Annotated in this window: 13 protein-coding genes and 1 pseudogene; 1 reads left to right on the top strand and 13 read right to left on the bottom strand. The window is 40.6% G+C overall.

Annotation, left to right across the window (positions count from 1 at the left end):
* The first annotated feature begins 179 nt into the window (after positions 1 to 179).
* Positions 180 to 1,055 carry a YitT family protein gene (locus tag M313_RS0106935; protein ID WP_010193688.1) on the top strand — a complete coding sequence of 292 codons (876 nt, stop codon included), beginning with the start codon at positions 180 to 182 and terminating at the stop codon, positions 1,053 to 1,055.
* A gap of 169 nt (positions 1,056 to 1,224) precedes the next feature.
* Here the strand turns inward: M313_RS0106935 and M313_RS0106930 are convergent, their stop codons facing one another.
* From M313_RS0106930 to hisC, 13 genes and pseudogenes are all read right to left on the bottom strand, one after another.
* Complete coding sequence (locus M313_RS0106930; protein ID WP_010193687.1) at positions 1,225 to 1,905, bottom strand: zinc metallopeptidase; 681 nt, start codon at positions 1,903 to 1,905, stop codon at positions 1,225 to 1,227.
* Between the two features lie 85 nt (positions 1,906 to 1,990).
* A complete protein-coding gene (locus M313_RS0106925; protein WP_010193685.1) occupies positions 1,991 to 2,788 on the bottom strand; it encodes a sporulation protein YpjB in 798 nt (265 codons plus the stop codon).
* A gap of 59 nt (positions 2,789 to 2,847) precedes the next feature.
* Entirely contained in the window at positions 2,848 to 3,444 is a 597-nt protein-coding gene (lhaT, locus tag M313_RS0106920) for a lipoprotein heptaprenylglyceryl N-acetyltransferase LhaT (protein WP_010193684.1), read from the bottom strand.
* 70 nt (positions 3,445 to 3,514) lie between these two features.
* Entirely contained in the window at positions 3,515 to 4,309 is a 795-nt protein-coding gene (locus tag M313_RS0106915) for a menaquinol-cytochrome c reductase cytochrome b/c subunit (RefSeq protein WP_010193682.1), read from the bottom strand.
* A 37-nt stretch (positions 4,310 to 4,346) separates the two neighbouring features.
* Positions 4,347 to 5,021 carry a menaquinol-cytochrome c reductase cytochrome b subunit gene (qcrB, locus tag M313_RS0106910; protein ID WP_010193681.1) on the bottom strand — a complete coding sequence of 225 codons (675 nt, stop codon included), beginning with the start codon at positions 5,019 to 5,021 and terminating at the stop codon, positions 4,347 to 4,349.
* Positions 5,022 to 5,024: 3 nt separating this feature from the next.
* Positions 5,025 to 5,538 (bottom strand): annotated as a pseudogene (locus M313_RS22900) (ubiquinol-cytochrome c reductase iron-sulfur subunit).
* A 247-nt stretch (positions 5,539 to 5,785) separates the two neighbouring features.
* The gene (locus M313_RS0106900) at positions 5,786 to 6,244 is read right to left on the bottom strand and encodes a YpiF family protein (protein ID WP_010193677.1); all 459 of its coding nucleotides are present in this window, start codon (positions 6,242 to 6,244) and stop codon (positions 5,786 to 5,788) included.
* 435 nt (positions 6,245 to 6,679) lie between these two features.
* Complete coding sequence (locus tag M313_RS0106895; protein WP_010193676.1) at positions 6,680 to 7,216, bottom strand: ReoY family proteolytic degradation factor; 537 nt, start codon at positions 7,214 to 7,216, stop codon at positions 6,680 to 6,682.
* A 32-nt stretch (positions 7,217 to 7,248) separates the two neighbouring features.
* Positions 7,249 to 8,508 carry a tetratricopeptide repeat protein gene (locus tag M313_RS0106890; protein WP_010193675.1) on the bottom strand — a complete coding sequence of 420 codons (1,260 nt, stop codon included), beginning with the start codon at positions 8,506 to 8,508 and terminating at the stop codon, positions 7,249 to 7,251.
* A gap of 44 nt (positions 8,509 to 8,552) precedes the next feature.
* Complete coding sequence (locus M313_RS0106885) at positions 8,553 to 9,464, bottom strand: hypothetical protein (protein WP_010193674.1); 912 nt, start codon at positions 9,462 to 9,464, stop codon at positions 8,553 to 8,555.
* A gap of 434 nt (positions 9,465 to 9,898) precedes the next feature.
* Complete coding sequence (aroA, locus tag M313_RS0106880) at positions 9,899 to 11,197, bottom strand: 3-phosphoshikimate 1-carboxyvinyltransferase (RefSeq protein ID WP_029326375.1); 1,299 nt, start codon at positions 11,195 to 11,197, stop codon at positions 9,899 to 9,901.
* Between the two features lie 10 nt (positions 11,198 to 11,207).
* Positions 11,208 to 12,320: a prephenate dehydrogenase gene (locus M313_RS0106875; RefSeq protein WP_010193671.1), complete on the bottom strand. Its 1,113-nt coding sequence runs from the start codon at positions 12,318 to 12,320 to the stop codon at positions 11,208 to 11,210.
* A gap of 57 nt (positions 12,321 to 12,377) precedes the next feature.
* Positions 12,378 to 13,472 carry a histidinol-phosphate transaminase gene (gene hisC, locus M313_RS0106870; RefSeq protein WP_010193669.1) on the bottom strand — a complete coding sequence of 365 codons (1,095 nt, stop codon included), beginning with the start codon at positions 13,470 to 13,472 and terminating at the stop codon, positions 12,378 to 12,380.
* Between the last annotated feature and the right edge of the window lie 9 nt (positions 13,473 to 13,481).

The raw sequence follows: 13,481 nt of genomic DNA, 5'->3' as shown, positions 1-13,481 counted from the left end.
GCAGGCAAAGCCGAGGAGGCTCAAGCAGCGCCCCGCGGAAAGGGAACACCTGGAACGAAATCGACAGGAAGTGATAGGCAAAACAAATAATAAGCCTAATCCTTTATCTCATTTACTTATCTTCTTCTTGTCTATTATAATAGAGAGGTTGTAAACTATCTAGGTCTTGGAGGTTCATCATGTTAAAAGGCTTGAAAATAAAAAATATTATCTACATACTAATCGGTTCTGCCATTTTCGCATTTGGTCTTGTCAACTTCAACATGCAAAACAATCTAGCAGAAGGCGGCTTTACCGGTATCACACTACTTTTATACTTTCTTTTCCGGTTCGATCCTTCCTATACTAACCTTCTCCTTAACATCCCTATATTTTTCATTGGGTGGAAGCTACTAGGAAGAAATACGTTTTTTTACACACTGATTGGGACGTTCAGCTTGTCTTTATTTTTATGGATATTCCAAAGAGTCCCTTTAATGTTCCCTCCTCTTGAGAATGACTTAACTTTGGCAGCGTTGTTTGCAGGAGTGTTCATCGGGATAGGATTGGGGATTATTTTCCGATACGGAGGAACTACAGGCGGCGTGGACATTATCGCACGGCTTGCGCACAAATATATTGGCTGGAGTATGGGAAAAGCAATGTTCATGTTTGATGCTGTTGTGATTGTGCTTTCATTGATTATGTACTTAACTTACCAGGAAGCGATGTACACACTTGTTGCTGTGTTTGTTGCCGCCCGTGTAATTGATTTTATGCAAGAGGGAGCATATGCGGCTAAAGGGGCAACCATTATTTCTGAAAAGAATGAAGAGATTGCGTCCAAAGTACATGAGGAAATGGACCGTGGTGTGACTATATTGCGTGGACAAGGCTCCTTTTCAAAGGTCGAACGCAATGTATTGTATTGTGTTGTTGCCAAAAATGAGCTGGTAAAGTTGAAAAATGTCATCACTTCTGTTGATCCGCATGCGTTTGTTGCGGTCAGTGATGTACATGACGTGCTTGGGGAAGGCTTTACGTTGGATGAGAATAAGAATCCGGTGGAGCGATAATATTAATACATGAGAGGTCTTTGTATGAAGACCTCTCTTCTTCGGATTTTAGCTTCAGAGGTCTTTATACTTATCAAGACCACTTCTCTTCGGTTTTCTTGTTTTAGAGGTCTTCATAGTCACATCGAACAAAATAAAGCAGCCCGCTCACACAGGCTGCTTCCAAACTCTATTCCCTACTACCCAAATAAATCAAAATAAACCTCACAAGCTCCGCCACTGCCACAGCAGCAGCTGCCACATAGGTCAATGCCGCGGCATTCAGTACCTTCTTCGTTTCCCGTTCCTCATTATTATTAATGATTCCAAGCGACACCACTTGATCCATCGCCCGGTTGGAAGCGTCGAACTCAACAGGCAGGGTGACCAGCTGAAACAGCACCGCAGCCGCCATAAAGATAATCCCGACAAGAATCAGGTTACTCGCACCGAAGATAATCCCAGCGAAAATCAAGAAAAATGACATATTCGATCCAAGACTTGCAACCGGTACTAACGAATGACGAAACCGTAAAAACGCATAATCTTGATTGTCCTGAATGGCGTGGCCAACTTCGTGAGCAGCAATGGCCGCACCCGCAATGGAATTACCATGATAATTATGGGATGACAATCTGATGGTTTTCGAGCGAGGATCATAATGGTCCGTCAAATGACCCCTGGTCTCTTCCACCCTCACATTGTGAATTCCGTTATCATGTAATATTCTCCTAGCAACCTCTGCCCCCGGCATTCCGGATGAGGAAGCGACTTTAGAATATCTTTTATATGCGCTTTTCACTCTTGACTGCGCCCATAATGGGACAATCAGTAAAAATGCAAAGTAGATTAGATACATTCCCAATCCCATTAGTAAGTCCCTCCTTAGCTTCATATCACATAGCTAAATGTAGTCTTCCTATTAGGATTATTTTATTTGCTTTATTTTATCCCTGTCAATCTTTAAGCTTTTTCCTCATCTCGAGCTTTTTTGCCCCAAGGTATTTACGGAAGGCGACATAGGACAATGTTAATAAAATAAAGCTCCCTGTTGAAATCATGACCCATAAGAACGACGGATCTGTTTCGTTTTCTTTAAGCTCTTTAAAAAGTGCTTTAAGATCGGCTTCAATAACCTGCATATCATCAAATTCCTCTGAATGAGATAGCAAAGCCTCCCTGTTTTTATCCAAATAATCAATATGGGCATCGACTTTTTGTATATGCTCTGGCTTAACATCCATCCGAACACTTGGATGAATCATATCGTATTCCAACAATAGTCTTCGGTACAATGCTTCATACGTATCACTGTCCCTGGTATCAACAGAATCCTTCAATTGTTGAAATGTCATGATAAGAGGATCTTCCATCTCCACCCACATCGGCTGGTGTTCGGATGTCATGGCATCTACTGCCAAACGGAGTCTAATGATTGCCCTAACTTTTTCTTCATGTGGAAGAAGTGTGTCACTGAGGGAGGACATTGATTGTTGATGAACCACAGAAATAATCCTTACTTCATCAGGGGGAATCTGCTGGTTCGTTACCATTAGCTTAGTAAATTCATCAGAAAAAATATCCAGCAGGTTGTGTGCTTCTACATATCTTTCCGTTTTTACAAGCTGTAGAGCATCATCCATTATAAAGTTCAGGGCAAAGGGCTCCAAAGTTTCATGAGAGTGTGCTTTTATACCTGTCGGGAAAATAAGTAAAAATAATAGTATGGCTACTATAAGTTTTTTTGCTTTCATCGCTTGTCCCTCCCATATTCTCTACTACATGTTATGAGAGGGTGGACAAGGTTAGAACATTAATCCATGCTCAGCTTCATTCTACTTTTTCGTAAAGAGAAATAATACGCGACGCCAATGGAAAATATACTTAACCAAAAAGTGAAATAGCCAATCTGAGGCAAATATTTCATCAAGCTTCCGTACCAAGGCATCATTTTAAATACATAGTCTATAACATCATTATGTAAAGTCCAAATTCCTGCGGCAACAAGATGCCATAGTCTGAAACGATAATACGGACTATACAGCACTCCTTGCACAGCCATCGCTCCATGGGAAACAATCAGCATATATCCCTCTATCGGCAAATAGCCAGTTTCCATGAGCGTTAATATATTCATCACTACAGCCCATATTCCATACTTCACTAGCGTAATAATCGCTAACGCCTCAAACAGCTTGAAATTCCTTTTTAAAATAAAACCTGCTAAGACAAAACAGAAAAAGAGGCTTGCCGTAGGACTATCTGGGACAAAAATAAGAAAGATAGCTGGAGTTTCTGCTAATTGATAGCCATACCATATGTACCCATAGATGGTGCCAAGAACGTTAATGATTAGCACCAGCCATAGCATTACCGGCGTCTTCAATAAATGTATAAACCAAGTTAACATCATGTTTCCTCACTTTTTAATTGATGTTTCCATTATACAAAAAAGCTGGCTAAATTAGCCAGCTTCATTGTTATTCTGCTTCTGCAGCTTTTTCATTCATTTCAACTAAGTAGTCACCTAGGATTTTAAGTTCTTCGTCTGAACCTTTGAAAATCCCAGCTCCCATATCACCTTGACCTTCTACTGCAATCTTCTGATAATCTTCAGATGCATAGTCAGGGTTGTCTAATAAGGATGGAGCTACACCAGGGCTACCTTGCAAGTTGTTAGCATGGCAAGAAAGACAGGTGTTTTCTTGAAGAATCAAGTAACCTTCTGCATTCTCATCAATTTCAACCGCAAGTTCGTCTCTAATCTCACCTTGTTCTGCCGCAGCTTCCCAGTCATGAGAATCTACAGACTGCCAAGTTAAGAAGAAGATTGAAGCAATACCAAGTAGCATAAGACCAGTTGCGATTGGACGCTTACTTGGGCGACGCTCAGGACCACGGTCTAAGAACGGAGCAAGTAGCAATGCACCAAACGCAAGACCAGGCATAATCATTGCACCAATAACCGTGTATGGTCCAGCTGCATAACGATATTTAAGTAGTTCGTATAAGAATAAAAAGTACCAGTCTGGTAACGGGATATACGCAGTATCAGTAGGATCTGCGATACGCTCTAATGGTGATTGGTGAGCGACAGTCAGGCATAGGAATGCGATTAGGAAAACCGCACCAACCATCCATTCTTTTAGCAAGAAGTTTGGCCAGAATGCTTCCGTTTTACCAGGAAACTCGGAATAGTCTTTTGGAATATTAGGTTTGCGTACTGCCGGGACACGCGAGTCACCAACAAACTTCATACCTTTTCCTCTATGCATATAGGTTCCCCTCCTTTGTTATCAAAAATAATGAATCTTATAGCGGTCCAGAAATACCTTGCTTACGAATCATGACAAAGTGAGCACCCATCAAGCCGAATAGAGCTGCAGGTAAGAAGAATACATGAATCGCAAAGAAACGAGTCAGTGTTTGCGCACCAACAATTTCAGGATGTCCAGCAAGTAACGTTTTCACCATATCTCCTATTAAAGGAGTTGCAGCGGCGATCTCTAACCCTACTTTTGTAGCAAATAATGCTTTCATATCCCAAGGTAATAGGTAACCTGTAAAACCAAGACCTAACATGATGAAGAAGATAAGTACTCCTACCACCCAGTTAAGTTCACGTGGTTTTTTATATGCACCTTGGAAGAAAACACGTAGTGTATGTAAAAACATCATTACGATAACTAAACTCGCTCCCCAGTGGTGCATACCGCGTACGATTTGACCGAACGCAACTTCATTTTGTAAGTAATAAACGGATTCCCACGCATTTTTAATGTCTGGAACATAGTACATAGTCAGGAACATACCTGATAGTACTTGGATAACTGTTACGAAGAACGTCAATCCACCAAAGCAATAAACGAATGCGGAGAAGTGATGTGCTGGGTTTACGTGCTCAGGTACCTCGTGGTCCGCAATATCGCGCCACATCGGCGTAATATCTAATCGTTCGTCAACCCAGTCATAAATCTTATTTAACAATTATTACGCCTCCCCTTTAGGTTTTTGCGCTACCTAGATATACTTTTCCATCTTCCACTTTATGTTCGTAAACATCTAGTGGAGCAAGTGGAGGTGTATTAGGTACGTTGTCACCATTTTTTTTATACAAGCCATAGTGGCATGGACAGAAGAATCTATTAGGATTCGCTTCATCAGAAGCCCAGTTCACCGTACAGCCAAGATGCTTACATACAGGAGATAATGCAATTACATCTCCGTTTTCGGATTTAAAAATCCAGGCAGATCTTGGTTCTTCAGATTCATACCATGCATCAACTTGATCAATTTTTAAAATCAAAACGTTGTGGTTCTGTTGTTAATTCGCTTTCATCAAATACAGCGACCATATCTTGATCTGCACCCGCTTTAAGCACAGGATCAATTGCAAAAACGAACCATTGGCATCAGCATACCTGCTGCCATGAAACCCGCCTACACCAGTAAGGGTATAGTTTAAGAATTGACGTCTAGACACGCGATGGTTTTTCTCACTCATTGTTTTCCCCCCTCTATAGAAAGAACTAAGTCCATACGGACAGTAGATTATAACACATAGAAAACTAGGACATTCTCATGATATATCAATCTTGTCCCAAGGTCAATAATCTCCTGCCTTGAAAAAATGGCAAGGTTGTGACTTATTTTCAATCCTTTTAAAATATTTTTGTTTTTTTATTGCTTTTTTTAAAATTGTTTTGCTAGCAGTTTGCCTTTTGGGATATTTTGCACCATTTACTATACTTTTAATCCTGCCATTTTTGAATAAACATCGGTAATAATTGATTCATCTGATCTTGAATGATTTTCTGTTTATATTTATCTTCCATATCTTCTAAAGGAATCGCAGGAAGCCATACAAGCTTTCCTTCTAATTGCTGTTCCTTTTGACTCCAAGAACTGTCAGATGTCATGAGAAATACATGTTTAATATTGTTTTCTTTAATATGTAGAGAAAGATTGTTAAGCTGAGCTACTTTGTTTTCTGCATGATCTGATTCGATATAGCTAAATGGCGGCAACAGGATCACTCTTCCTTTAAACTGCCTTTCCAATTCGTAACTTAATATGTGTATGTATTCTCCGTGAGAGGCAATCGTTTTAATGTTGTCCCCAAAACTAATCGGCATCAGGGGAATGATGACAGTATCTATATATTCTTTTGCTTGAACGTACTGGGAGATATCTTTGCTTGTCCATTTCATGGTTTCGTTTCACTCTTTCTTTGAGGGATTTGGTGTGTTTCTTTAAATATAAGTTTTGAAGTGGTAGAGGTCAAATGTTTAGGGAGAACTCACCTATTTTTCCACCTATGAACAAAAAATCACTTGTGTATTAGCACATGAGTTTCATCATTGACCATTTGAATGAAATTTTTTGTCATTGCTGTCTTCAAAATGGTGATGAGAACCTCTCTTCTCTTTTTTCCTTCTCACTCACGTCTTCATAACGAATATGAGGACCTCTCTTCCCGTGTTTCCACCTGACTCACGTCTTCATAACGACGATGAGGACTTCTCTTCTCCTTTTTCCTCCTCACTCATGTCTTCAACCTAACAATCAAGAATAACCCTGAAGACTATTCTAATATTTTTCCATCATTAAAAAACCCCCAACACTTATGTTGGAGGTGAAGAATTCTATAATCTTTTCAACTGACCTGTAAGTTTACGAAACGCCTCTTCATCTTGCCGGTCCAACGCTTCATCAATTAATTTCAACAGCTTCTCTTTTTGAAAGGTGTAAATGGATTCTTCTAGCATCCTTTCTGCTAAGATCCGATCCTTTTCATTGATTTGGGGCTGTTTAGGCATAAACGGATTATCTTCAAGCACCGCAGCGTATTGTGGGGAATGATAGACTGACCGGAAATTTAATTGTATATAAATATCCTCATCACGATTAAGCCTGATGTCATGGAAGGATTTTTCGGCGTCCGTCGTCATGACATTTTCCTTATAGAATCTGAATGGAACTTCTTCTACACAATGGGTTGACATGATAATTCCCCGTGGACAGAACTGGGCTTGCTCGACAAAGTGAACTTTCTTCATCAACTGGTCATGACTCATTAAATAGTTTAAAATCCATACACATTCACGTCTTTTTAACTGATAGTTTCCTAAGAACCACCTTATAAAGTCCTTCTTCTCGTTGACAGATACAGGGGTAGCCACAACTATCGTCCCTCCTCTGCGTAGAATATATCCTACTCTTGTAAATTTAAATACAGATCTTGCAATTCTATGTTGGTTGGGTCAAGTTGTATTAGTTTTTCAAAAAGCGGCTTTGCTTCTTCTCGTTTCCCTTCCTCCAATAGGAAGTGTGCATAATCGTAAAGGAAGCTGCTGTCATCTTTAAAAGAAGTATATGCTTGACGGTAATGATTTAATGCATCAGAATATTTTTCGGTTTGTTGATAGGCAACAGCTAGGTCCCAATCATATTGCGGATCTGACTCTCCAAAGTTAATGAGTTCATTTAGGCAGTCTATAACATCTTCATAGCGCTCTTCCTGCAAGAAGATTTTCGTTAAAGTTAAGGCTGCTTCCACATATCCAGGATCGATGGCAATGGCTTCCCTAAGTAACCTTTCTGCCTCTTGTACATTCTGCTGTTTCATTGCCACTTTGGCTCCGTACACTTGCAGTTCTTTGTTATATTCATTAACCGCTAATCCTTCTTTTGCAACACGCAAGCTGTCTTCTAACAATCCTTCGTGTTCATATGCTTTTGCAAGATACAAGTAAAGAGAGGAGTATTCATAATCCATTTCTTTTACCTGATTAAGTTTTTCGATACTCGTCTTGAAATATCCTGCCTGAAAAGCGGTAAATCCGTATTGAAATAATACGTCAATTTTCAACTCTTTCTGCAAAGCCTGGTCGAAATAAGGCATCGCTTCTTCAAATTGACCTGTTGCACTGTAACATTCAGCTAGTCTTTCTTGCAGGGAGAACTCAATCTCACCTGCATGCGGAAGGACTGATTCATAAAATGGAATGGCTTTTTTATAGTCACCTTGAGATAGATACACTTCCCCTAAAGCAAGGCTGATAATTGGTTCATTTGGTGCAAGTTTTTTGGCAGCAAGTAATTTCTGCTCACTGACCTCAAATAGTCCCTGTGCCTGATACAGGTCTGCAAGAAGAAGCAGAGACTGAATATAGACCTCATCATCTTCCGCTATGTTTTCTAATAACCCCATCGCTTCATCTTCTTCATCAAGGTCAATGTGGACTTCAGCCAGTGAAATAATAAGGTCAGACTCATTCGGAAACTGGTATAGGAGGTTTTGGTAAAGTTGTTTGGCGTCTTCAAGCATGCCAAGTTGCTGATAGATCTGGGCAGTTTGAAACAAATCCTCTTCTCCAAATTTTGATTCGTTTTCTTTCAGGATAGTAAGACCCTGTTCTATGTCCCCGTTATCTATTAGTTCTAGAGCTTTATCAATTACTGTGTAAGACAAAATACTACTTCCCTTCGTTTTTAAAATCCGAAATCACATCTTCTTCAAATCTTTTCAGAGAGTAAGAAATGGCCTGGAATGGTTACTGTATATTCTTCTCCAAAGCCTGGACGAAATAAAACCTCGTCTCCCGCTTTGATAACCGTTCCTTTTTGAACTGTAACTTCTGGAATATGACTATCATAATCCAGATTTTCAATAGTTTCAATAATATGGCCTTCTGGTGACAAATAGAGATTATAGTCTAATTCTCCACCGACCCTCAAATCTCCTTTAGACGGGTAGATACCAATTTTCATTAATAGATCCAAATCAAGAGGACTCCCTTGTTCTGGACACTCGGTGGCATGTGTTAATTTTTCTTCTTTCATGATTAGTTTCCACTCTTTTTTCTTCTTGTTTTTTTTGGATGGAGAAATGTTTTGCCAGCACGGCAGAAATGTTACCGGAAATTGATACAAGGCATCTTTTATCCACCCCCATGGGACGGAGGAGAGTTCAGTTGTATCATCCATCTGCAAAAAGATAGCAGAAATCTTATAACGCCTGCATTGTCTCACAAAAGAAGGTGTGAGTTTATGGAAGGGAATTCTTACCGCAAAATAATAATCAATCGGACTATTTAATAAGAAAGTTCTCGCTCTCTTCAATGTTTGCAATAATTCTTTTTCACGTTGAACGGTAATAAGAGAAAGAAGGGTTGTACAGCCTTTTTTCAAATAGTTCTCGGTGATGAACTGTTTAAACTGCGGAAACGGCATTTGTTCAAGGTTATCAACCAGCATAACATGTCCGGGTGTCAGCACATAAGAGGAGATATCCATTCTCATGGATCTTGAATTAGCAAAAGAGCTTTCTTTCATGTAATGGATTTTGCTATCTTTCACTAGCAGATTGGTATGGAGGAGTGTTGATTTGTTTTTAACTACATTGGCAGCTTCTATTATATATTCCATAGCATCCCCCTCTTGTAATGTTCTTAAAACAAGCTATGCTTCTGGATGGGAGAATATGCTTTGGATGCGATGTTTTAGGGCATGGAAAAAGTTAGGTTTGCTAGTTGAAGGTCGGGAGTAAGAACTATTAATCAATGTTGCATACCCCCTAGTGGTATCCAACCTCATAATCGGGCGATATTTCGAATTTACGGGCGATTTTCAGCATCATCAGGCGATAATTTCATTTTACGGGCGATTTTTAAGACTAATCGGGCGATAATCTAAATTTACGGGCGAAAATGAAATTTCACAGGCTAAACGAGTCCCCCATCCTTCGGAAAACTAGTGATATACCCCCTCTTAGCCAACCAACGACCCTCAATGTTCAAAGCTACTAAGTACAACAAACTAAAAGTGGCCCATCCCAATGGATGGACCCACTCAACTAAAATTCAACCTCTTCTCAAACTCTCCATATGCTCAAAGAAGCTCGGGTAAGAAACATTGATTGCCTTATCATTTTGAAGAACTGTCTCGCCTTCTGCAATGAGACTCGCAACGGCCCCCATCATACCGATACGGTGATCCCCGTAGCTATCAAGCGTGCAGCCATGCAACCTTATTTTTCCCTTGATAATCATTCCGTCCTCTGTTGCCTCAATGTCTGCCCCAAGCTTTTTCAGCTCATTAACAACCGTATCAATGCGGTTAGTTTCCTTCACCTTCAGCTCTTCTGCATCCTTGATTACCGTTGTTCCTTCAGCCTGGGTAGCCATCAAAGCGATGATAGGCACTTCATCAATCAGCCGTGGGATGATATCTCCGCCAATTTCAACACCTTTAAGATCAGAAGACTCAACGGTAATATCGGCATAAGGTTCCGGTCCATCCTCTATCACATTAGAGTAGGAAAGACTTGCCCCCATATTTTTCAACACCTCTAAAATCCCAGTACGAGTAGGATTCAACCCTACCCTCTCCAGTGTGATTCTACTACCGGGCACAATCGCACCAGCCACCAGGAAAAACGCTGCAGAAGAAATATCTCCAGGAACAACAATATGCAGATCGGACACCAGCTTCTGCCCACCAACCAAGCTTACCTTTCCGCCTTCCTCTTCTTTTACTTCCACACCAAACGCACGAAGCATTCTTTCTGTATGATCCCTGGATTTAAACGGTTCACTAACAGAGGTTACTCCTTCAGCCTGCAAACCCGCCAACAGAATGGCAGACTTCACTTGGGCGCTTGCGACAGGTGACACGTAATCAAGACCACGTAAGCCGCCTCCTTGAATAGAGATCGGCGTGAAATTGCCATCTTGGTTCCCTTGTATTCTTGCCCCCATATCACGTAATGGAACCGTCACCCGTTTCATTGGTCGTTTGGCGATAGACTCGTCCCCTATCAAGACAGAGTGTATTGGCAAACCGGAGAGGATCCCCATCATCAGTCGCGCTGTTGTTCCGGAATTCCCGACATCCAATATTTCTGATGACTCTCGAAGTCCCTTCAATCCGTTTCCATATACCGTCACATTGGAGCCATTCTGTTCTATCTTCACTCCAAGCTTGGAGAAACAACTGATTGTACTTAGGCAGTCATCACCTGGGAGGAAATTCTCCACTGTCGTTTTGCCTTTCGCCATAGACCCAAACATGACAGAACGATGGGAAATAGATTTATCTCCAGGGATTTGAATGGTTCCTTTTAATCCACTTGCGGTACCTGTAAGTTTTTTCATTTTCACTCTCTCCTAACTAGACAATATAGGTTTCATACATGGTGTGTTTGCGTAGGCAATCTTCAGCAGATTGGCGATCTTCTTCAGATTGGAAGCTTAGTCTCAGCACTCCATAAATTTCTTCTCTTGTTTCCATGATTCGGATATTGGTAATGCTTATGTTTTCTTGTGCAAGTATACCGGTAATTTCAGAAATGATACCAGGATAGTCAGGCACATCTACATATAAATCGTAAAATGAGGGAATGGCTCCCTTGGACTTTACGGGCAGGCCGTCACGGAATTCCTTAGCCTTGCTAAAATACTCTAGCAAAAAAGCTTCGTTATCCTGTGACAAATGATCCCTCACCACTTCCATTTGCTCCATCCATTGATCTAAAAGTGTTAAGATAGTGGCTTTATTATGTATTAAAATGTCTTTCCACATGGTTGGGTTACTTGAGGCGATCCTTGTGATATCCCTAAATCCGCCAGCTGCGAGTCTTGAGACAAACGGATTAGTAGACTGCATGTCCTCCGCCTGATGAACAAGACCTGCTGCGACCACATGAGGAAAATGACTGATGACTCCGGCAACCAGATCATGTTCTTTAGCAGACATGGTGATAAAGTTCGCCTTTGTTCCGGCAAGCCACATTTTGGTTAAGGCCACTTCTTTAGGATTTGCATCCTCTTTGAATGGAGTAAGTACATAAAAAGCATTTTCAAAAAGGTGGCTTTTGGCAGCAATCACCCCGCTTTTATGGGAACCTGCCATGGGATGTCCCCCTATGAATGTAACATTATCCTGGGGGAAAAGGGTAGCGGCTAAAGTTGTAATGCTATTTTTCGTACTTCCTACATCGGTAATCACAACTTGTGGTTTCGAAAATGTAATCCCGCTTAAATGTTTTAACACTTCATTTGCCTGCATGACAGGTACAGAAATGACAATAAAATCTGCATCCCTTGCTTCTGCATCATAGTTTTCACAAAAATCGTCGATAACTTTTAACGACTTTGCTAATTTTGCCTGTTGTACATGAATATCGTATCCCATTATATAGGCATTTGGATGTTCTTTTTTTATCGCAAGGGCTATGGACCCTCCGATCAGCCCTAGTCCGATCACCAACACTTTCCCGTTCACTACACTTCACCGCCTGATGTCTTTATATATGTAAATAGAGAGGATATCTCCTCTCTATCAAATAGCTTGCTTCATTTTATATTCTTTCAAGTAAGAGATGATTTCTGCGTTTTGATCTTTTGTTCCGACTGTAATACGTAAACAAGTCGGATAACCTAAAGCTTTTCCTGAGCGGACAATATACCCTTTTTTCATTAAGTATTGAAACAATACATCGGAGTCAGTCTGAAAGTCTATTAAGATGAAGTTCCCTTCAGAAGGATAATAAGCAAGCTTCATTTCATCGCAGAATGCGTAATATTGCTCTAAACCTTCTTTATTTTTTGATACACAATCTTTAATAAAAGATTGGTCTCCTACTGCAGCCTTTGCAGCGACTTGAGCCAGGGAGTTCGTGTTAAAAGGTTCCCTTGCCGGTTCGATGAGACGAATAAGCTTTTCATTCGCAATTCCATATCCGATTCGAAAACTTGCAAGGCCGTAAGCTTTCGAGAATGTACGGGTAATCATAAGGTTTGGGTAGTCTTTTAACAGATTCACCGTTACAGGATAGTCCTCTGATGTGACATACTCCTTGTATGCTTCATCCACAACAACTAAAGTGCTGCTAGGGACTTTCTTAATAAATTCTAGAAGCAACTCTTCCTTGATATACGTTCCTGTAGGATTATTCGGACTGCATAACCAAACGATCGCTGTATTCTCATCAATGGAGTTAAGCATTTCCTCGAGCTGGTGATAACCATCTTTCAATGGAATTTCTCGAACTTCTGCCCCTTCAATAATGGCGTTGTGCTTGTATTGTGGGAATGAAGGAGTTGGCATGACAGTATTTTTCCCAGGTTTTAATAGTGCTCGGCAAACAATTTGAATGACCTCATCAGAACCATTTCCGAAAATAAGCTCTTTTTCTCCTACACCAGTTTGGACTGCAAGTACTTCTCGCAAGTCTCTTGCATAACCATCAGGGTATGTTGCAGACTTGCTAAGCTGCGATATCAATGCCTCTTGTACAGCCGGAGAGCAGCCATAAGGATTCTCGTTGGAAGCGAGTTTCACTATTTTGTCTAACCCTAATTCCCTCTTCACTTCTTCCATTGTTTTACCAGGTTGATATGGGGTTAAGTTAAGCAGTTGTTCTTTAATATCCATCTTCAACAA

The sequence above is a fragment of the Bacillus sp. m3-13 genome (genome assembly GCF_000175075.1).
Taxonomy (GTDB): domain Bacteria; phylum Bacillota; class Bacilli; order Bacillales; family Bacillaceae_I; genus Sutcliffiella_A; species Sutcliffiella_A horikoshii_C.
Note: the sequence above shows the minus strand (reverse complement) of the source record. Positions and strands in the feature narration are given on the sequence as shown.

Bases quoted from the DNA above. Each gene is read 5' to 3' on its own strand.
- M313_RS0106935 (WP_010193688.1), top strand. From the start codon at position 180: ATGTTAAAAGGCTTGAAAATAAAAAATATTATCTACATACTAATCGGT.
- M313_RS0106930 (WP_010193687.1), bottom strand. From the start codon at position 1,905: ATGGGATTGGGAATGTATCTAATCTACTTTGCATTTTTACTGATTGTC.
- M313_RS0106925 (WP_010193685.1), bottom strand. From the start codon at position 2,788: ATGAAAGCAAAAAAACTTATAGTAGCCATACTATTATTTTTACTTATT.
- lhaT (WP_010193684.1), bottom strand. From the start codon at position 3,444: ATGTTAACTTGGTTTATACATTTATTGAAGACGCCGGTAATGCTATGG.
- M313_RS0106915 (WP_010193682.1), bottom strand. From the start codon at position 4,309: ATGCATAGAGGAAAAGGTATGAAGTTTGTTGGTGACTCGCGTGTCCCG.
- M313_RS0106900 (WP_010193677.1), bottom strand. From the start codon at position 6,244: ATGAAATGGACAAGCAAAGATATCTCCCAGTACGTTCAAGCAAAAGAA.
- M313_RS0106885 (WP_010193674.1), bottom strand. From the start codon at position 9,464: ATGGAATATATAATAGAAGCTGCCAATGTAGTTAAAAACAAATCAACA.
- hisC (WP_010193669.1), bottom strand. From the start codon at position 13,472: ATGGATATTAAAGAACAACTGCTTAACTTAACCCCATATCAACCTGGT.